Genomic DNA, 19,178 nt, shown 5'->3' with positions numbered 1-19,178 from the left:
TTTTTAGAAAGAAACAAAAAAGTAATTTTTGATTTTTGTTAAGTATTAATAATATTATTGGCAAAATTTGGCATAAAATAGTAGTATTACCGTATACCTCTGTTAGATAAAAGGAGAACAAAAATGATTTTTGACAAAGAAGATTACAAGGCATTTGACCCAGAATTATGGCAAGCTATTGAAGCTGAGGAAGACCGTCAGCAGCACAATATTGAATTGATTGCCTCAGAAAATGTGGTCTCTAAGGCAGTTATGGCTGCGCAAGGCTCTGTTTTGACCAATAAATATGCCGAGGGCTATCCAGGCAAACGCTATTACGGTGGGACAGACTGTGTTGATGTGGTGGAAAATTTAGCCATTGAGCGTGCTAAAACCATCTTTGGTGCTCAGTATGCCAATGTGCAGGCGCACTCAGGTAGTCAGGCTAATGCAGCAGCCTACATGGCACTTATCGAACCAGGCGATACGGTTCTTGGTATGGACTTGGCAGCAGGTGGTCACTTGACTCACGGTTCTCCAGTGAATTTCTCTGGAAAAACTTATAACTTTGTAGGTTACTCTGTCAATCCTGAGACAGAGCAATTGGACTATGATGCTATTTTGGAACAGGCTAAAGCTGTGCAACCCAAATTGATTGTTGCAGGTGCGTCAGCTTATTCACGTACCATTGATTTTGAGAGATTCCGTGAGATTGCGGACGCAGTAGGGGCAAAACTCATGGTAGATATGGCGCACATTGCTGGTCTTGTCGCAGCTGGTCTGCACCCAAATCCTGTGGCTTACGCTGATGTGGTAACCTCAACCACCCACAAGACCCTTCGTGGCCCTCGCGGTGGCTTGATTTTGACGAATGATGAAGAATTAGCGAAGAAAATCAATTCTGCGGTCTTTCCAGGTCTGCAAGGTGGCCCTCTGGAACATGTAATTGCGGCTAAGGCAGTTGCCTTCAAAGAGAATCTTGATCCTGCTTGGAAAGACTATGCTCAGCAAGTCATTGCCAACTGTCAAGCTATGGCAGACGTTTTCAATCAACATGACAAGTTCCGAGTCATTTCAGGTAGTACAGATAACCATGTCTTTCTGGTTGATGTGACAAAGGTGATTGAGAACGGTAAGAAAGCGCAAGATTTACTTGATGAGGTCAATATTACCCTCAACAAAAACAGCATTCCTTTTGAAACGCTATCGCCATTTAAAACCTCTGGTATTCGTATCGGAACAGCGGCGGTGACCAGCCGTGGCTTTGGTGTTGCAGAGTGCCAAAAAGTTGCCGAGCTCATTATCAAAGCTCTTGAAAACCATGATCAGGAAACAGTCCTAGCCGAAGTGCGTCAAGAGGTTCGTGCTTTGACAGATGCGTTCCCATTGTACTAAGGTGAGTTATGCTAGATTTATACATCAAAAAAATTATCATTCACCAATTTACCCCAGACGATACTGAGCTGATTTTAGCTGAAAATCCTTTGGTTTTGACCCCTCGGATTGATGACTATTTCAGAAAGAAATTATCTAAAGTTTTTTCAGATGAGGCTAAGCGTGGCCAATTTGAGGCTGACAATGTCTTCTTGTCTTACTTGACCGACGATTTGATGGCAACTTCAGTGAAAATAGCAGAGCTCTGGAAGGAAGAATTTGTGATTTCCGAGGATCAAAAGACCAACGACTTGGTCTTTATCCAGTTTGATCGAGATGGCGAGGAATACTTTGCCTTTCTTCGAGTCGGACTCAAAGAGAACTTCACGCATATTTCAGGCGACAGCGAAAGTCCTATCAAGGTGACTCAGAATAATCTCCCATCAGCTGCCCAGACACCAGATGAAGCCCTGCTCATTAACCGAAAAACACACCAGTATTATTTAATCGAGAAACGGATTAAGCATAATGGGTCTTTTGCCAATTATTTCTCTGAAAATCTCTTGCAGGTCAAGCCTGAGCAGTCTGTCAAGAAGTCCATTAAGCAAGTGGAGCAGGTGGCACAGAAGGTGGCGGATAGCTTTAATAAGGATGATTTTGCCTTCCAATCAAAGGTTAAGACAGCCATCTTTAACAATTTGGAAGAGCAAGAATTGTCTCCAGAAAAATTGGCTAACCAGCTCTTTGACGATAATTTGACGGCGCGTTTGACCTTTATTGACGAGTTAAAAGAAACCATTCCAGAGCCAATTAAAATATCGGATATTGATAGTTCACGTCAAATTAAGAAACTGGAAAGTCAGAAACTCTCCTTGTCAAATGGCATTGAGCTGATTGTTCCAAATAATGTCTATCAGGATGCGGAAAGTGTGGAATTCATCCAAAATAATGATGGTACCTACTCCATTTTAATCAAGAACATACAGGATATTCAAAATAAATAATGTTAAAAAAATTAAGACGCTTGACAGTCCTGTTGCTACTGATTGGTATTGTAGGATGGGGGTATCGGACAAATCAGGCTGTTCAGACAGTTCTTTCCTACCGTGGTATGGTCAGAGAAGTGTTAGCTGAAAATGATACGCTGGCCAATGAAAATCTTGTTCTAGCAATGATTTACACTGAAACCAAAGGGGAACAGCAAGATGTCATGCAGTCCAGTGAAAGCTCTACTGGGCAGACCAATACCATCACCGATAGTCGTGAGAGTGTTCGTCAGGGCGTATTAGTCCTATCAGAAAATTTGCTTTTGGCAGAGGATTACCATGTCGATGATTGGACCGCAGTGCAGGCTTATAATTTTGGTTCGCCTTATATTTCTTACGTTGCTGAGCACGGTGGTCAAAATAGTATCGAACTGGCTAAGGTCTATTCACGTGATGTTTTAGCTCCTAGTCTTGGAAATACAACTGGAAAGACCTATACCTACAATAGCTTTCTCTCAATCATTAATGGTGACAGGGAGCTTTATCAAAACGGTGGCAATTTTTACTATTCACGGCAGGTTCAAGTCAATTTAAACCTCATCAAATTCTTTAGCCTTTTTTCTAACTGAGAAGGTATGAGAGTGTTATGATTACTTGAAATAATTGCAGCTGCGAAAACTCGAGTTCAGCTTATCACTGACTTAAAAGGAAACTTATGAAAAATCTACTTGCCTATTTTAAAGGCTATCTCAAGGAAACCATTTTAGGACCAGTTTTCAAGTTACTAGAGGCTTCTTTTGAGCTTCTAGTACCACTGGTGTTAGCACAAATTTTAGACCAAGCCATTCCACATCAAGATAAAAATCATCTGTATATGATGATTTTTCTGCTTTTTATTCTGGCTGTTGTTGGTTGTGTCGTTGCGATAACAGCTCAATATTTTTCAGCAAAGGCTGCGGTTGGCTATACTCAAAAATTAAGTCAGGATTTATTTGCTAAAATCATGACCTTACCTCAAGAGGAGCGTGATAAACTAGGAACGTCTAGCTTGATTTCACGGATGACGAGTGATACAATGCAGGTTCAGTCAGGCATCAATATGTTTTTACGTCTCTTTTTACGTTCTCCGTTCATCGTTTTTGGTGCTATTTTCATGGCTTTGACCATTGATCGTGGCATTACCCTTTGGTTTTTGCTAATGGTGGTCGTGCTTTTCCTCATTGTAGGCATAATGAGTCGACTTCTTAGCCCAATGTATCTGCGTCTTCGCCAGCAATTAGATAGTATTGTGTCTTTGACTAGGGAGCAAATGCAGGGCATAAGAGTGATACGTGCCTTTAATCAGACGGAGCGAGAGATCGTTGATTTTAGTCAGGCTAACGCAGGTTATACTCATCAGCAACTCAAAACAGGCAATCTTTCTATTCTTGTTACCCCTTTAACCTATCTTGTGGTAAATGTGACCTTAGTCATTGTGATTTGGCATGGTGGCGTTAAAATCGGAACAGGTTTACTGTCTCAAGGAATGTTAGTTGCCCTTGTTAATTACCTGTTACAAATTTTAGTTGAATTGATTAAATTGACCATGTTAGTGACAACGCTTAACCAATCCTTTATCTCAGCTCAACGGATCTCCTCTGTTTTTGACTTAACATCAGAGGAAGTAGAGGCCGAATTAGAACGGGAAACCTCCTCACACGCTTTAGTTGTGGATGAGGTCACCTTTACCTATCCAAATGCATCTGAACCTTCTCTACATCAGATTCATTTAAGGTTAGCGAAGGGCCAATTTTTGGGTATTATTGGAGGGACTGGTTCTGGGAAGTCCACTTTTGTCAAAATGATTAATGGTCTCTACCGTCCAACTCTAGGTAGCTTTGCTATTTTTCAAAATGGACAAAGTCCAAGGTCACTAGGTGAGTGGCGTGATTGGGTTGCCCTTGTTCCACAAAAAGCAGAGCTATTTAAAGGAACGATTCGTTCAAATCTTACCTTAGGCTTACATCAGCCTGTTAGTGAAGATGAGCTTTGGCAGGCACTAGAAATGGCGCAAGCGAGTGATTTTGTCCGTGAGAAAGATGGACAGCTAGATGCTGAGGTAGAGGCCTTCGGACGAAACTTTTCTGGAGGTCAAAGGCAGAGGCTGACAATTGCAAGAGCTATTTTGAGGAAAGCACCATTTCTTGTTTTGGATGATGCGACCTCGGCTCTTGATTACCTCACAGAAAGCCGTCTCTTATCTGCTCTTCGTGAACAATTATCTGATACCACTGTAATCTTAATCTCGCAAAGACCAGGGAGTCTGTCTCAGGCAGACAAGATTTTAGTTCTTGATAAGGGACAACAATCTGGACTTGGAACTCACCAAGAATTATTGTCAGAAAATGAGATTTATCAAGCCATTTGCAAATCACAGGAAAAGGGGGAATAGCATGTTTAAACGATTGATGAAAGATTTACTGGCTAATCCTTGGTTAGTATTTGCCATTCTCCTATTGACCATTGCTCAGGTGGGATTGACCATTTATTTACCGATTTTGATTGGTGAAGCTGTTGACAGCGTGGTTAAGCCAGAATGCTTTGTCTCTTTTATCTGGCTTGATCGTGCAAATGTTATGTGTGATAGTTGCCAATACTTTGGTACAATGGCTATCTCCGATATTGTATAACCGCTTGATTTTCTCTTATATTAAAAATCTTCGTCAAGCTGTGATGACGAAACTTCATGAGCTACCAATTGCTTACTTAGACAAGCGTGGTGTGGGAGATATGGTGAGTCGATTAACAACCGATACGGAGCAATTGAGCAACGGTCTCTTGATGATTTTTAATCAGTTTTTAGTTGGTGCTTTAACGATTGTAGTCTCTATCGTAACCATGGCAACATTAGACTTTGTGATGTTAGCCTTGGTTTTAGTGTTGACTCCCTTGTCGCTCTTTTTAGCCCGCTTTATTGCTAAAAAATCATATCGCCTATATCAGAATCAAACGCAGTCACGTGGCCTACAAACGCAGCTCATAGAAGAAATGATTGGGCAAGAAAGTCTTATTCAGTCTTTCAATGGTCAAGCGCAAGCCATTTCCCAATTCCAAAATATCAATGATCGGTATGCTAAGCACTCACTAGGAGCTATTTTCTACTCCTCAACGGTTAACCCTTCGACGCGATTTGTCAATGCTCTTATCTATGCTCTGTTGACCGGTGTAGGTGCCTATCGCATTATGTCAGGAACGTTCACGGTTGGTCAACTGACAACCTTCCTTAATTATGTCAATCAATATACCAAGCCGTTTAACGATATTTCTTCGGTTTTGGCAGAATTGCAGAGCGCTCTAGCCTGTGCGGAGAGGTTGTATGCTATTTTAGATGAGCAAAGTTTAGTAGATGAGGGACAAGCAGAGCTAGGTCAGAACTTACTGAAAGGTCATGTTAGTTTTGACAAGATTTCGTTTGGTTATCCTGATAGCCAACGCACCTTGATCAATGACCTTTCCATTGACATTCCAGCAGCAAGCAAAGTAGCAGTGGTAGGTCCAACAGGAGCTGGAAAATCAACCCTAATCAATCTATTGATGCGCTTTTATGATGTGACAGGTGGACAGATTTTATTAGATGGGCAGCCATTGACAGACTATAAACGTGCCGATTTCCGTAGTCAGATTGGTATGGTCTTACAAGAAACCTGGTTAAAAAATGGCACCATACATGATAATATCGCCTATGCCAAACCAGATGCGACAAGAGAAGAAGTGATTGCAGCAGCACAGTCTGCCAATGCTGATTTCTTTATTCGCCAATTGCCAAAAGGATATGATACCGTACTAACTGATGGTGGTGACTCCTTATCGCAAGGTCAGCGTCAGCTATTAACCATTGCCAGAATCTTTGTCAAGTTACCACAAATGTTAATCTTGGATGAAGCGACATCATCTATTGATACGCGAACAGAGATTTTGGTACAAGAAGCTTTTGAAAAGTTGATGGAAGGCAGAACCAGCTTTATCATTGCGCACCGATTATCAACCATTCAATCAGCTGATATTATCCTTGTTATGGTGGATGGCAATATCGTTGAGCATGGCAATCATACCACACTCATGAGCCAAAAAGGTGTTTACTATCACATGCAGATGGCTCAAGCAAGTTAGAAATCTAACAGAAAAAGTGACCTCTCGAACATTCGGGGTCACTTTTCAAGTTATGTGACTTTAAGTCCGTTTCGCTCCGTAGGTGCGAAACAAATAAACCACCCGCTATGCGGGTGCGCATCGTTGGTTATACCCAAAAAACTCCAAACGCGATACAATAAAGGTGTTCAAGCCTGAAGTAAAGCGAAAGGAGCAATATATGGCACAAAAGGCACATAGTTTATCACACACAAAGTGGATGTGTAAATACCACATTGTGTTTACACCTAAGTATAGACGAGAAGTAATCTATAATCAATATCGAAGCAGTCTAGGCGAAATATTTCGACGTTTATGTAGTTATAAAGGAGTCGAAATAATAGAAGGACATTTAATGCCAGATCATGTTCATATGCTAGTTAGTATTCCCCCAAGAATCAGCGTTTCAAGTTTCATGGGCTACTTAAAAGGTAAAAGTGCTCTGATGATGTTTGACAAACACGCTAATCTCAAATACAAGTTTGGGAATCGCCATTTTTGGGCAGAGGGTTATTATGTGAGCACAGTTGGACTGAATGAAGCGACTATTAAAAAATATATCCAAGAACACGAAAAACATGATATTGCTCTGGATAAATTGAGCGTAAAAGAATACGAAGATCCCTTTAGGGATGATGGCAAGTAATACCAGCGCCTCTTTAAGAGGCAAGTGACGAGTCAAAAGCGATTAGGCTTGAACAAAGTGAAAGCCAGCGTCTTTAGGCGCTGGCTGGTGATGTGGGCTTATAGCCCCTGTTCAAACCACCCGTTTGACGGGTGGTCATGATTCTTGAAGGTAATCTTCAATTTTAAGGAGCATGATGTGATTACCATAAATGCTAAACAAATCCCTTGCTTGTAGATAGTAGCCCTTAACTTTTTCAACGTCCATAAAATGCCTACCAGCATTTCCAACAATAATCAGTAAGAGAGCAAGTTGATGACTGGTCTCTTTTTCTTTACAGATAGCAATCGTTTCTAAAGCAAGCTCAACAGCTTCCATGTATTGCGCTTTTAATTGTAAATGATGAGCATAGTTGTAACGTGCCTTAAGATAGCCAAAAAGATATTCTTGATTAGTTAGATCTTTTTCTTGATAGAGCTTCATTAGCCTATGATAAATCTCTTCATAATCTTCACGTCGTTCAACCTCATCATAAAAATTTGCCAAAGTATTTAGGATTTTCAAGTAAATATCTGTTTGATGATTGATCTGTTTAGACAAGGTTTCTAGGGTATCTATAGCCTCATCTTTCTTATTATTGGAGTAAAAATCAATCATTGCGACCCATAATCCATCAATCTGGGAAATGGCAGATGAGGTGATTTCAGTGGATGACTTTTAAAAATAGGATGAAAAGTTCTCACGTTTTGGGAACTTTTTTCATTTTGTGCAACTTTTTTGAATTTTCAACTTTTCAAGCACTGGCTATTGTAGTATAATGAAATTTATATAAATTGTTAGAATATTTTGAAAGTAGCTCTGCTAGTGTTCAAATGAAGGAGAAACCATGGGATATACAGTAGCTGTCGTTGGTGCCACAGGTGCCGTAGGAACACAAATGATTAAAATGCTGGAAGAGTCAACGCTTCCGATTGACAAGGTACGCCTATTGGCGTCTGCGCGTTCGGCTGGTAAGACCTTGACGTATAAAGGGCAAGAAATCGTTATTGAGGAAACGACTGAGACGGCTTTTGAAGGTGTCGACATTGCCCTCTTTTCAGCTGGTGGTGGAACGTCTGCTAAGTTTGCTCCTTATGCGGTAAAAGCTGGCGCTGTTGTGGTTGATAATACTTCTTACTTCCGTCAAAATCCTGATGTACCATTGGTGGTTCCAGAAGTTAATGCTCACGCCATGGATGTTCACAAGGGAATTATTGCTTGTCCAAACTGTTCAACCATCCAAATGATGGTGGCGCTTGAGCCGATTCGTCAGCGTTGGGGACTGGACCGTATCATCGTATCAACTTATCAAGCGGTATCAGGTGCTGGTGCAACAGCTATCCAAGAAACGCTTGGTCAATTGCATGAAGCAGTTGTTGATGGTGTTGCCCCTAAACATTTGACGGCTAAAATTTTACCATCAGGTGGTGATAAAAAGCATTACCCAATCGCTTTTAATGCTCTGCCGCAGATTGATTTGTTTACAGACAATGACTACACTTATGAAGAAATGAAAATGACAAAAGAAACCAAGAAAATCATGGAAGATGATGCCATTAAGGTTTCTGCAACTTGTGTTCGTGTCCCTGTTTTGTCAGGTCATTCAGAGTCAGTCTACATTGAAACGATTGATCCAGCTCCAATTGCTGATGTCAAAGAAGCGATTGCCAACTTCCCAGGGGCAGTGTTAGAAGACGATGTCGCTAACCAAATCTACCCTCAGGCTGTCAATGCTGTTGGCCGTCGTGAGACATTTGTTGGTCGTATCCGTAAAGATTTGGATGCTGAAAATGGTATCCATATGTGGGTGGTTTCTGACAACTTGCTAAAAGGTGCCGCATGGAATTCAGTCCAAATTGCTGAAAGCCTTCATGAGCGTGGGTTGGTACGTCCGACAAAAGAACTTGTTTTTGAATTGAAATAAGTGCTTTAACTGAGATTAAGAGAAGTCTTAGTCTCAGTTTTTTGCTAGAAAAGGAAAAGATAGGAGTCCAAAATGTCTATTGAGCAATTACGTCAAGCCAAAATTATTACTGCCATGATTACACCATTTCACGAAGATGGGTCTATTAATTTTGAAGCTTTGCCTGATTTGGTAGAGCATTTGTTAGCCCACCATACAGAAGGGATTTTATTAGCAGGGACAACAGCTGAAAGTCCAACCTTAACCCACAAGGAAGAGTTGGAATTGTTTGCTGCGGTCCAAAAGATTGTGAAGGGGCGCGTGCCTTTGATTGCAGGTGTGGGGACCAATGATACACGTGACTCGATTGAGTTTGCCAAAGAGGTTGCTGAATTTGGCGGCTTCGCTGCAGGTCTTGCCATCGTACCTTATTACAATAAACCGTCTCAGGAAGGCATGTATCAGCATTTCAAAGCGATTGCGGATGCGAGCGATTTGCCAATTATCATCTATAATATTCCAGGGCGTGTGGTTGTGGAAATGACTCCTGAAACCATGCTTCGTTTAGCAGAGCATCCTAATATTATTGGCGTTAAAGAGTGTACCAGCCTTGCTAATATGGCTTATCTGATTGAACATAAGCCAGAAGATTTCCTTGTTTATACTGGGGAAGATGGGGATGCTTTCCATGCCATGAACTTGGGTGCTGATGGGGTTATTTCGGTTGCTTCGCACACCAATGGTGACGAGATGTATGAGATGTTTCAAGCCATTGAGCAGAGTGATATCAAGAAAGCGGCAGCTATTCAGCGCCAATTCATTCCGAAAGTCAACGCTCTTTTCTCTTATCCAAGTCCCGCGCCTGTTAAAGCGGTATTTAACTACCTTGGCTTCGATGTTGGTCCGTTGCGTCTCCCTCTTGTACCAGCGCCAGCAGAAGATGCGAAACGTATTGTCAAAGTTGTCGTTGACGGTGATTATGAGGCAACTCGTGCAACTGTAACAGGGGTTGTGCGCCCAGACTACTAAGGCTAAGGAGAAGCTAGCATGATTATCAGGCGTGCAGTATTAAAAGATGTCCCCCAGATTATGGCTGTTTGTAGTCGAGGTTGGCGAGAGACCTATAAAGATTTGGTGCCACAATCCTATATCAACCAAGTGATTGAAGACTATTATAACGAAGCGCGTGTTACTAAGGATGTTTTGGACGATAGTCCTTATTATCACGGTTATTGGGTTGTTGTAGAAGACGACAAGGTTCTGGGTTGTATCGGTGGTGGTATTGATGAGCATAACGAAGGACACATCTATGTTCTTTATGTTGACCCTGAGTTGAAACGACAAGGTATTGGTAGTCAGCTAGTCGATGCTTTCACAGCCTATCAAAAGGAAACCTATGGTATTGAGAAACAATGGATTACCTCTGCCATGGAGGGCAATCGGATTGGCTTGTCTTTTTATGAAAAGCAGGGCTTTATCTTCCAATACGCTACTGAAAGTAAGAAATCCCCCTCATTTCCTCGAAGTTTTCATCTAAAACGCTCAGTTTAACAAAGAAAAGCTTGACAAATCATGAAAACACTTGCATAATGTAAGTAAAGATGAAAACGAATGAAAAGAGGTGTTCTTATGCAGATTATCAAACGTGATGGTCAAGTCGCTAACTTTGATCCTGAAAAAATTTATCAAGCGATTATCAAGGCAGCACAAACAGTTTATGTGATTGATGATACGTGGCGTCAAAACCTTGCCCAAGTGACTAAAAAGGTGACGATTGACCTTGAAGAAGCCCATGTTGAACGACCAACGATTAGCATGATTCAGTCTTGTGTTGAAAATCGTCTCATGGATGCTGGTTATATCAATATTGCAGAGCATTACATTTCTTACCGCCTGCAGCGTGATTTGGAGCGCAATGGCTACGGGGATAGCATTATCGTGCATTTACGTTTTGAACAGACGAAATAATGTTTTAGGAGCTTAGGTTCCTTTTTGACTACTATTTAGACAAGGTGTTACGATAAATACGCTTGAGTTAACGATACCCATTGCAGAAGTCATTAAACGCCATAAAATATTTTGATTGAATTTGGTTTTAAACCACTAGCAGCCCAACCATGTTAAATACTGTTGGAAAAGTGACCAGTTTGAAAGTTGGTTCTAAATTGATTAGCCTTCCTGTTGAGCTCTGCCATCCACCCAAAGTCCTTGATAAAGTTTAAATGATTTTTCAACTGTTACGAACAGGTCAAAAAGACAAGGTAGCCATGTGGTTCAAATCAGAAAAACTGGGTAAGTTTGTTCACATGACTTATGTAGCTGTATGTGATGAATCTGGTGACTTTCAAGGCGTTCTGGAATATATCCAAGAAATTCAGGATTTCTTTGAATTAGATGGAGATATTATGCGTGCTATTAAATAGGTCTTATTCTTCATCATATGCTGTTAGGATAATAATTGTGGATTTCTAAAAAGCTTTATCGTTTTTAAACATAGTAAAATCTCGCCAATTGGTGAGATTTTTTGTTATAATAAATGTTATGATTTCAGGAATTATTAATTTGAAAAAAGAAGCGGGAATGACTAGCCATGATGCTGTTTTCAAGCTTCGCAAACTCTTAAAAGAAAAAAAGATTGGTCACGGGGGGACTCTTGATCCAGATGTGACGGGTGTTTTACCTATTGCCGTTGGAAAAGCGACGCGTGTTATTGAGTACATGACTGAGGCTGGAAAAGTCTACGAGGGTGAGATAACGCTTGGTTTTTCAACCACAACAGAAGATGCTTCTGGTGAGATTGTTGAGACAACACCGGTATCAGATTTATCTGAGGAAGCTGTTGATCTCGCCATGTCTGCTTTTGTTGGCAAAATCACTCAAACCCCACCCATGTATTCTGCGGTCAAAGTCAATGGACGCAAACTTTACGAATATGCGCGTGCTGGTGAAGAGGTTGAACGCCCATCACGTCAAGTGACCATTACGGAATTTGCACGTACCTCACCGATTTCTTTGGAAAATGGCAGAGCGGTATTTACCTTTCGAGTGGCTTGCAGCAAGGGAACGTATGTTCGAACCTTATCTGTTGATTTAGGCGCAGCGCTTGGCTATGCCAGTCATATGTCTGCTCTTCAAAGGACAGCTTCGGCAGGATTGGAATTAAGCTCTGCTTTGACTCTGGAAGAAATCAAAGAAAAGGTCAATGACGATGATTGGAGCTTTTTGCTGCCGATTGAGTACGGTGTTGCTGACTTGCCGCACGTTGAACTGACTTCAGCGGACGTCACTGAAATTTCCTATGGTCGTCGTGTCAAGCTGGAAACTTCTGCAGAATTAATAGCAGGTTTTCATGAGGGCAAAGTGATTGCCATTTTAGAAGCGCGTGACGACTTATATAAACCTAGAAAAGTATTGATTTAACGAACATGAACATCATAACGATAAAAAATCATCACGATTTGTTAACTACACAACCGACAGTCTTGGTTTTAGGCTATTTTGATGGTCTGCATCTGGGACACAAGGCTCTTTTTGATAAGGCACGAGAAATAGCAGAGCAAAAAAACTTGCCGATTTCAGTGTTGACGTTTCATGAGTCTCCAAAGCTGACCTTTGCTCGTTTTAGTCCAGAATTGCTGTTGCACCTGACTTATCCTGAAAAGCGCTACGCAAAATTTGAAGAGTATGGTGTCGATTACCTCTATTTGACCAACTTTACCAGTGATTTTGCGAAAACCAGTTCAGACAATTTTATCAAGCATTACGTCGAAAAATTACAGGCTCAGGACATTGTTGTCGGCTTTGATTACCAATTTGGTCACAATAAAACAAACAGCGACTATCTAGCTCGTAATACTAATGCTACTGTGCACACCGTAGAAGAAGTCCAACTAGATGGTGAAAAGATTTCCTCAACACGTATCCGTGAAGCGGTAACGAAAGGCGATATCGGGTTAACCAATCAATTGCTGGGATATACGTTCACGACACGAGGCATTGTGGTCCATGGTGATGCGCGTGGTCGTACCATCGGATACCCAACAGCCAATCTAGCTCCGATTGATCGGACACATTTACCCTCAGATGGGGTTTATGTCACAGACGTTCGTGTCAAAGGAAAAATCTATCGCGCAATGACTTCGATTGGTCAGAACGTCACGTTTGGTGGAACAGAGTTACGACTGGAAGCGCATTCTTTTTGACTTTACTGGGGAAATATACGGTGAAGAAGTTGAGATTTTCTGGTTGCATAAAATTCGGGACATGGTCAAATTCTCTGGCATTGATGATTTGATTACACAATTGGAAAAAGATGAACAATTTTCAAAAAAAATGGGCTTAATTATGAAAAAAGTCTAGAAATATGATTTACTTTTTTGTATAATAAAGTGTAAATAGTTAAGGATAGAGGCGGTGTTGACATGATTACGCTATATTTATCGCCTAGCTGTACCAGTTGTCGTAAAGCGAGGGCATGGTTATTAAAGCACGATGTAGAGTTTCGCGAACATAACATTATAACAAGTCCGCTTTCACGCGAGGAATTGTTAGATATTTTATCTTACACTGAAAATGGGACTGAGGATATTATTTCAACACGCTCTAAGGTTTTTCAGAAGCTTAATATTGATGTGGACGAATTGTCTATTTCGGAGTTGATTAAGTTGATTGCTGAAAATCCTAGCCTTCTTCGTCGTCCGATTATTATGGATAGCAAACGGATGCAGATTGGTTTTAATGAAGATGAAATCCGTGCCTTTTTACCACGCGATTATCGTAAACAGGGCTTGCGACAAGCCACTATTCGAGCAGAGATTGAGGGAAGACATGCATAAGAGTTATTCTTATCCACTTGATTTGACTTGGAGCACTGATGAGATTACTTCAGTGCTTTCTTTTTTGAACGCCGTAGAGCTTGCCTACGAGTCTAAAATAGACGCCGAAAAATTGTTAAGTAGCTATGCTATTTTTAAAAGCATTGTGAAAAGTAAGGCTCAAGAAAAGCAGATTGACCGTGAATTTGAGGCAACCAGTGGTTACTCGACTTACCGTGCTGTGCAAGCAGCAAAAAATAAGGGGAAGGGTGTGATTTCGCTTGGAAAGTAAATTTACCTTTGCTCAAAATGTAATCAAAGAAGCAGGCAAATTACTTCTTCAACAAATGGAAGACATCTTTGATATCACCGTTAAATCGACAAATGATGACATTGTAACGTCGGTGGATGTTGCTATTCAAACCTTTTTAATGCAGAAGATTACGGTTTCCTACCCCAAGGATCATTTTTTGGCTGAGGAATCAGATAATCAGCAAGCGATTTCTGATGGTAATGTCTGGGTGATTGACCCGATAGATGGTACGCTTAATTTTGTCACACAAAAATCCGATTTTGCCATTATGTTAGCTTATTTTGAGCAGGGTGTTGGTCAATTTGGATTGATTTATGATGTGATGGCAGATAAACTCTACGCTGGTGGTGGCATTTTTCCAGTAACTTGTAATGGCAGAGAACTTCCTGTTTTTGACGGTCGCCCACTAAATCAATCTCTTGTAGCGTGTAATACAGGCATGATTGTGCAAAATGATCATAATATTCTAGCGGTTTTACAGAATGCTTTAGGGATTAGAAATTATGGCTGTGCTGGTCTGAGCATGGCTAAGGTTCTCAATAATCAGCTTTGGGCATATTTTTCAAATGTTTATCCTTGGGATTATGCCGCAGCTAGTATTTTAGGCCAATCATTGGGATATGAACTGCTGACCTTAGATGGTCAGACGGTTGATTTTATCAGCCGTGAGAAAGTTGTTTTTCTTCCAAGACAGTATAAGGCAGATGTCTTACACTTACTAAATAAAAATGAACAGAATTGGGCATAGCTCAGTTCTGTTTTTTGCTTAAAAACAGTGATTTTAGTATAATATAGACATGTATTTACCTAAACCATTTATCGAAAAATATCGTTCTATTTTGGGAGAAGAGGCTGATGATTTTCTCAAAACCTTTGATGAAGAATCGCAATCAGCTTATCGCATAAATCCTCTCAAGAAGGAGCAGAAGTCCTTTAGTGATCCTATTCCTAATACCCCGTGGGGATTTTATGGAAAAGTTTCTGGAAAAAGTGCAGAGCATGTCACAGGATTAGTCTATTCTCAAGAGCCTGCTGCTCAGATTGTTGGGCAAATTGCTGCGCCTAAAAAGGGAATGAAAGTCTTGGACCTTGCAGCTGCACCGGGAGGAAAATCAACACACCTGCTCAGCTATTTACAAAATACAGGTGTCCTCGTCTCCAATGAAATTTCGACGAAACGTAGCAAGATTCTTGTAGAAAATATTGAACGTTTTGGTGCTAGAAATGTGGTCGTCACTAATGAGAGTGCTGAAAGACTATCAAAAGTCTTCTCGAACTATTTTGATCTTATAGTTTTTGATGGACCTTGCTCAGGTGAGGGAATGTTTCGTAAAGACCATGAAGCGACACAGTATTGGCACGAAGCCTATCCCGCAGAATGTGCAGAGCTGCAAAAATCCATTTTAAAAGATGCCATGAAAATGCTTGCCCCAGGCGGGCGCTTAGTCTACTCAACCTGTACTTGGGCTCCTGAGGAGAATGAAGAGGTGGTTAAATGGCTCCTTGATTCATATGAACTTGATTTGATAGATGTTCCTAAAATCAATGGTATGGTTGAAGGGATTGGCATTCCAGAGGTTGGGCGGATGTATCCTCATCATTTTAAAGGTGAAGGGCAATTTGTCGCTCATTTGAAAGATCAGCGCCAGCCAGTCACTCAAAAAATGAAAACGTCCAAAACCAATCTCAGCCGTGAGCAGTTGTCGCTTTGGCAAGAGTTTACTAGAGAGCACCTTACGATTTCTTTATCAGGTTTATTGCAGACCTTTGGTGATCAGCTTTACCTGTTACCGGATGGCTTACCTGATTTGAAAAAGTTGAAAATTGCACGTAACGGTCTACATCTTGGAACCTTTAAAAAGAAACGTTTTGAACCGTCTTTTGCTTTAGGACTTGCCTTATCGCCTGATGATGTAGAACAGTTTGTAAAAATTGATATAGAACAGTTTGAACTTTATGTCGCAGGAAATATCATTCAGTTACCAGAACAGTATAAAAATGGTTGGTACCAAGTGGTTGTAGAGGGCAACGGCATGGGATTTGCTAAGGTTGTTGGGAATACGCTCAAAAATTATTTCCCCAAAGGCTTGCGTTTTAACACCTAAGTGTTATGGAATACAATTTATAAAAATATTCTAGATAGCAAGAGTTTCTATATGTTATGATGTAATTGGTGTAAAGCACCACAATTGTTTTCAGAAAAAAATGAAAAGGAAAAACAATGACAATTAAGAAAAAATCTAAGTGGCAACTACTAGCCCTAGTCGGTTTGTCAAGTGCAACTCTCTCAGCTTGCTCTAGTTGGATTGATCGAGGTGAGTCTATTACTGCGGTAGGTTCTACGGCTTTACAGCCATTGGTTGAAGCAGCGGCCGATGAATTTGGTTCTACCCATATTGGAAAATCAGTCAATGTCCAAGGTGGTGGTTCAGGTACTGGACTTTCTCAAGTGCAATTAGGAGCAGTTGATATTGGTAACTCAGACGTATTTGCTGAGGAAAAAGATGGTATTGATGCTTCAGCGCTTGTTGACCATCAAGTAGCAGTAGCGGGTCTTGCAGTGATTGTCAATGAAAAAGTGACAGTAGATAACTTGACGACAGAGCAGCTACGTCAAATTTTTACTGGTGAAATATCTAATTGGAAAGAGGTCGGGGGTTCAGACCTTGATATTACCATTATCAATCGTGCGGCTTCTTCAGGTTCTCGTGCAACATTTGACAGCGTCATTATGGATGGCAAAAATGCTAAACAGAGTCAGGAACAAGATTCAAATGGTATGGTTAAATCTATCGTCGCACAGACGCCAGGTGCTATTTCTTACCTAGCTTTTGCCTACGTGGATGATTCGATCAGTACCATGAAATTGAATGGCTTTGCTCCGACACCAGAAAATGTCGCAACTAATGATTGGCCAATTTGGGCTTATGAGCACATGTACACTAAAGGTAAGTCAGAAAAGCTGACAAAAGAATTTTTAGATTACATGGTTTCAGACGAAGTACAAGAAGGCATTGTAGAAAGTATGGGATATATTTCAATCAATGACATGAAAGTTACTAAGTCAGCTGATGGTGTGGTAACGGAGAAGGAGGACTAAGATGAAAAATGAAGAATTAGCTAAAAAACTGATGTCACCTTCAAAAAATTCAAGATTGGAAAAATTTGGTAAAACCATCACTTTTATGTGTCTCGCCTTAATTGTTTTCATCGTTGCAATGATTTTGATTTTTGTGGCTCAAAAAGGCTTGTCGACCTTCTTCTCAGATGGTGTGAATATCTTTACCTTCTTGTTTGATGGAAAATGGAATCCAAGTCAAAAAGAATTTGGAGCTCTTCCAATGATTGCAGGCTCATTTATTGTTACGATTTTATCTGCCTTGATTGCGACGCCATTTGCAATTGGTGCAGCAGTGTTTATGACAGAAATCTCACCTAAGTATGGTGCTAAAATTCTTCAACCAGCGGTTGAGCTTTTAGTAGGTATTCCGTCAGTTGTTTACGGATTTATCGGTTTGCAAGTGGTCGTGCCATTCGTTCGTTCGATTTTTGGTGGTACTGGTTTTGGTATCTTATCAGGGGTATTTGTCCTTTTCGTTATGATTTTGCCGACGGTTACCTTCATGACAACAGATACCCTGCGTGCGGTGCCTCGTCATTACCGTGAGGCCAGTCTTGCGATGGGAGCGACACGTTGGCAAACGACTTGGCGTGTGACTTTAAATGCAGCTCGTCCAGGGATTTTCACAGCAGTCATCTTTGGTATGGCACGTGCTTTTGGTGAAGCTCTGGCCATCCAGATGGTCGTAGGTAACTCAGCAGTGATGCCGACATCTTTGACAACACCTGCGGCAACCCTGACCTCTGTTTTGACAATGGGAATTGGTAATACCGTTATGGGAACGGTTCAAAATAATGTACTATGGTCACTTGCCCTTGTCTTGCTCCTTATGAGCCTTGCCTTCAACATGTTAGTTAAATTTATTACGAGAGAGAGAAAGAGAAATTATGCACGCTAAAAAAATGGATAAATTAGCGACAGGTGTTCTTTATACCATTGCAGGTATCATTGTCACCATTCTAGCGTCGCTTATTCTTTACATCTTGCTCCGCGGAATTCCACATATTAGCTGGGATTTCTTGACTGGGAAATCATCGTCTTACAAGGCTGGTGGTGGTATTGGTATTCAGCTTTACAATTCCTTCTTCTTGCTGATTATTACCCTAATTATCTCAGTACCTCTATCAATGGGAGCTGGTATTTACTTGGCTGAATATGCTAAAAAAGGACCGTTGACAAACTTTATTCGTACCTGTATCGAGATTTTGTCATCTCTCCCATCAGTGGTCGTAGGTCTTTTTGGTTATCTGATTTTCGTTGTTCAGTTCGAGTACGGCTTTTCAATCATTTCAGGTGCCCTAGCTCTGACTGTATTTAACCTTCCTCAGATGACACGTACCGTTGAAGATAGCTTGCGCACGGTACACCATACCCAGCGTGAAGCTGGTTTAGCGCTGGGAATTTCACGTTGGGAAACAGTTTTCCATGTGGTTATTCCAGAAGCACTTCCAGGAATTGTCACTGGTATTGTACTTGCTTCGGGTCGTATTTTTGGTGAAGCAGCAGCGCTTATTTATACAGCAGGACAGTCTGCACCAGCGATGGATTGGAGTAACTGGAACCCACTCAGCGTTTCAAGTCCAATCTCACCATTCCGTCAAGCAGAAACGTTGGCCGTTCATATTTGGAAGGTCAATAGTGAAGGGACAATTCCAGATGGAACCCTTGTGTCAGCGGGATCAGCAGCAGTGCTCTTGATTTTTATCTTGATTTTCAACTTTGTTGCTCGTCGCCTTGGCAAATTCCTTCATGCGAAATTGACTTCTGCTGAATAAACTTAACCTGCCAGATGTGTGCTGAATTTAGAATCTATCCCGGCAGACATCACAGGCTTGGTATCTTATGAATAAGGAGACC

18 protein-coding genes and 4 pseudogenes are annotated in these 19,178 nt (G+C 41.0%); 21 read left to right on the top strand and 1 reads right to left on the bottom strand.

Going from position 1 to position 19,178, the window contains the following annotated elements; all coding sequences use genetic code 11:
• The first annotated feature begins 123 nt into the window (after nt 1-123).
• The 6 genes and pseudogenes from glyA (at nt 124) to tnpA (ending at nt 7,152) form a co-directional block, all read left to right on the top strand.
• The gene (gene glyA / locus AB6M99_RS05880) at nt 124-1,374 is read left to right on the top strand and encodes a serine hydroxymethyltransferase (RefSeq protein ID WP_121834641.1); all 1,251 of its coding nucleotides are present in this window, start codon (nt 124-126) and stop codon (nt 1,372-1,374) included.
• Between the two features lie 8 nt (nt 1,375-1,382).
• The gene (locus AB6M99_RS05875) at nt 1,383-2,357 is read left to right on the top strand and encodes a nucleoid-associated protein (protein WP_369350369.1); all 975 of its coding nucleotides are present in this window, start codon (nt 1,383-1,385) and stop codon (nt 2,355-2,357) included.
• Nucleotides 2,357-2,968: a lysozyme family protein gene (locus tag AB6M99_RS05870; protein ID WP_121834643.1), complete on the top strand. Its 612-nt coding sequence runs from the start codon at nt 2,357-2,359 to the stop codon at nt 2,966-2,968. The genes AB6M99_RS05875 and AB6M99_RS05870 overlap by 1 nt, the downstream gene beginning before the upstream one ends.
• Before the next feature lie 86 nt (nt 2,969-3,054).
• Nucleotides 3,055-4,770, top strand: coding sequence for an ABC transporter ATP-binding protein (locus AB6M99_RS05865; RefSeq protein ID WP_121834644.1), 1,716 nt, complete (start codon nt 3,055-3,057; stop codon nt 4,768-4,770).
• Nucleotide 4,771: 1 nt separating this feature from the next.
• A pseudogene (locus tag AB6M99_RS05860) lies at nt 4,772-6,488 on the top strand (ABC transporter ATP-binding protein).
• Between the two features lie 199 nt (nt 6,489-6,687).
• Entirely contained in the window at nt 6,688-7,152 is a 465-nt protein-coding gene (gene tnpA / locus AB6M99_RS05855; RefSeq protein WP_121834646.1) for an IS200/IS605 family transposase, read from the top strand.
• A gap of 135 nt (nt 7,153-7,287) precedes the next feature.
• On the opposite strand, the gene AB6M99_RS05850 is transcribed toward tnpA, so the two are convergent.
• Nucleotides 7,288-7,788 (bottom strand): transcriptional regulator, encoded by a 501-nt coding sequence (locus tag AB6M99_RS05850; RefSeq protein WP_369350367.1) that lies wholly within the window; start codon nt 7,786-7,788, stop codon nt 7,288-7,290.
• 229 nt (nt 7,789-8,017) lie between these two features.
• On the opposite strand from AB6M99_RS05850, the gene AB6M99_RS05845 reads away from it, so the two are divergent.
• From AB6M99_RS05845 to pstA, 15 genes and pseudogenes are all read left to right on the top strand, one after another.
• The gene (locus AB6M99_RS05845) at nt 8,018-9,094 is read left to right on the top strand and encodes an aspartate-semialdehyde dehydrogenase (RefSeq protein WP_121834648.1); all 1,077 of its coding nucleotides are present in this window, start codon (nt 8,018-8,020) and stop codon (nt 9,092-9,094) included.
• Nucleotides 9,095-9,166: 72 nt separating this feature from the next.
• Complete coding sequence (gene dapA, locus AB6M99_RS05840; RefSeq protein WP_369350366.1) at nt 9,167-10,102, top strand: 4-hydroxy-tetrahydrodipicolinate synthase; 936 nt, start codon at nt 9,167-9,169, stop codon at nt 10,100-10,102.
• Between the two features lie 18 nt (nt 10,103-10,120).
• Complete coding sequence (locus tag AB6M99_RS05835) at nt 10,121-10,624, top strand: GNAT family N-acetyltransferase (RefSeq protein ID WP_121834650.1); 504 nt, start codon at nt 10,121-10,123, stop codon at nt 10,622-10,624.
• 78 nt (nt 10,625-10,702) lie between these two features.
• Complete coding sequence (locus AB6M99_RS05830; protein ID WP_121834651.1) at nt 10,703-11,041, top strand: ATP cone domain-containing protein; 339 nt, start codon at nt 10,703-10,705, stop codon at nt 11,039-11,041.
• 52 nt (nt 11,042-11,093) lie between these two features.
• Nucleotides 11,094-11,259, top strand: a pseudogene (locus AB6M99_RS05825) (DUF1858 domain-containing protein); the annotation flags it as partial.
• Nucleotides 11,254-11,496: pseudogene (locus tag AB6M99_RS05820) on the top strand (PAS domain-containing protein); the annotation flags it as partial. The pseudogenes AB6M99_RS05825 and AB6M99_RS05820, both read left to right, overlap by 6 nt.
• A gap of 118 nt (nt 11,497-11,614) precedes the next feature.
• Entirely contained in the window at nt 11,615-12,493 is an 879-nt protein-coding gene (truB, locus tag AB6M99_RS05815; protein ID WP_121834653.1) for a tRNA pseudouridine(55) synthase TruB, read from the top strand.
• 5 nt (nt 12,494-12,498) lie between these two features.
• Nucleotides 12,499-13,432 (top strand): annotated as a pseudogene (locus AB6M99_RS05810) (bifunctional riboflavin kinase/FAD synthetase).
• A 62-nt stretch (nt 13,433-13,494) separates the two neighbouring features.
• On the top strand, nt 13,495-13,908 hold the full coding sequence (locus tag AB6M99_RS05805; RefSeq protein ID WP_121834655.1) for a Spx/MgsR family RNA polymerase-binding regulatory protein: 414 nt from the start codon (nt 13,495-13,497) through the stop codon (nt 13,906-13,908).
• Nucleotides 13,901-14,179 carry a UPF0223 family protein gene (locus AB6M99_RS05800; RefSeq protein ID WP_121834656.1) on the top strand — a complete coding sequence of 93 codons (279 nt, stop codon included), beginning with the start codon at nt 13,901-13,903 and terminating at the stop codon, nt 14,177-14,179. The genes AB6M99_RS05805 and AB6M99_RS05800 overlap by 8 nt, the downstream gene beginning before the upstream one ends.
• Complete coding sequence (locus AB6M99_RS05795; protein ID WP_121834657.1) at nt 14,169-14,948, top strand: inositol monophosphatase family protein; 780 nt, start codon at nt 14,169-14,171, stop codon at nt 14,946-14,948. Before AB6M99_RS05800 ends, AB6M99_RS05795 begins: the two co-directional genes overlap by 11 nt.
• Nucleotides 14,949-14,997: 49 nt before the next feature.
• Nucleotides 14,998-16,305 carry an RsmF rRNA methyltransferase first C-terminal domain-containing protein gene (locus tag AB6M99_RS05790; protein WP_121834658.1) on the top strand — a complete coding sequence of 436 codons (1,308 nt, stop codon included), beginning with the start codon at nt 14,998-15,000 and terminating at the stop codon, nt 16,303-16,305.
• A 122-nt stretch (nt 16,306-16,427) separates the two neighbouring features.
• Entirely contained in the window at nt 16,428-17,300 is an 873-nt protein-coding gene (locus AB6M99_RS05785) for a phosphate ABC transporter substrate-binding protein PstS family protein (protein WP_121834726.1), read from the top strand.
• 1 nt (nt 17,301) lies between these two features.
• On the top strand, nt 17,302-18,219 hold the full coding sequence (gene pstC / locus AB6M99_RS05780; protein ID WP_121834659.1) for a phosphate ABC transporter permease subunit PstC: 918 nt from the start codon (nt 17,302-17,304) through the stop codon (nt 18,217-18,219).
• Nucleotides 18,209-19,096: a phosphate ABC transporter permease PstA gene (pstA, locus tag AB6M99_RS05775; protein WP_121834660.1), complete on the top strand. Its 888-nt coding sequence runs from the start codon at nt 18,209-18,211 to the stop codon at nt 19,094-19,096. The genes pstC and pstA overlap by 11 nt, the downstream gene beginning before the upstream one ends.
• Nucleotides 19,097-19,178 lie beyond the last annotated feature (82 nt).

Source organism: Streptococcus hillyeri (assembly GCF_041081565.1).
Lineage (GTDB): Bacteria > Bacillota > Bacilli > Lactobacillales > Streptococcaceae > Streptococcus > Streptococcus hillyeri.
Note: the sequence above shows the minus strand (reverse complement) of the source record. Positions and strands in the feature narration are given on the sequence as shown.

Coding starts and splice junctions, on each gene's coding strand:
- truB (WP_121834653.1), top strand. CDS start 11,615: ATGATTTCAGGAATTATTAATTTGAAAAAAGAAGCGGGAATGACTAGC.
- AB6M99_RS05800 (WP_121834656.1), top strand. CDS start 13,901: ATGCATAAGAGTTATTCTTATCCACTTGATTTGACTTGGAGCACTGAT.
- AB6M99_RS05835 (WP_121834650.1), top strand. CDS start 10,121: ATGATTATCAGGCGTGCAGTATTAAAAGATGTCCCCCAGATTATGGCT.
- pstC (WP_121834659.1), top strand. CDS start 17,302: ATGAAAAATGAAGAATTAGCTAAAAAACTGATGTCACCTTCAAAAAAT.
- AB6M99_RS05845 (WP_121834648.1), top strand. CDS start 8,018: ATGGGATATACAGTAGCTGTCGTTGGTGCCACAGGTGCCGTAGGAACA.
- AB6M99_RS05850 (WP_369350367.1), bottom strand. CDS start 7,788: ATGATTGATTTTTACTCCAATAATAAGAAAGATGAGGCTATAGATACC.
- AB6M99_RS05865 (WP_121834644.1), top strand. CDS start 3,055: ATGAAAAATCTACTTGCCTATTTTAAAGGCTATCTCAAGGAAACCATT.
- pstA (WP_121834660.1), top strand. CDS start 18,209: ATGCACGCTAAAAAAATGGATAAATTAGCGACAGGTGTTCTTTATACC.
- AB6M99_RS05875 (WP_369350369.1), top strand. CDS start 1,383: ATGCTAGATTTATACATCAAAAAAATTATCATTCACCAATTTACCCCA.
- AB6M99_RS05805 (WP_121834655.1), top strand. CDS start 13,495: ATGATTACGCTATATTTATCGCCTAGCTGTACCAGTTGTCGTAAAGCG.
- AB6M99_RS05790 (WP_121834658.1), top strand. CDS start 14,998: ATGTATTTACCTAAACCATTTATCGAAAAATATCGTTCTATTTTGGGA.
- AB6M99_RS05830 (WP_121834651.1), top strand. CDS start 10,703: ATGCAGATTATCAAACGTGATGGTCAAGTCGCTAACTTTGATCCTGAA.
- glyA (WP_121834641.1), top strand. CDS start 124: ATGATTTTTGACAAAGAAGATTACAAGGCATTTGACCCAGAATTATGG.
- dapA (WP_369350366.1), top strand. CDS start 9,167: ATGTCTATTGAGCAATTACGTCAAGCCAAAATTATTACTGCCATGATT.
- tnpA (WP_121834646.1), top strand. CDS start 6,688: ATGGCACAAAAGGCACATAGTTTATCACACACAAAGTGGATGTGTAAA.
- AB6M99_RS05870 (WP_121834643.1), top strand. CDS start 2,357: ATGTTAAAAAAATTAAGACGCTTGACAGTCCTGTTGCTACTGATTGGT.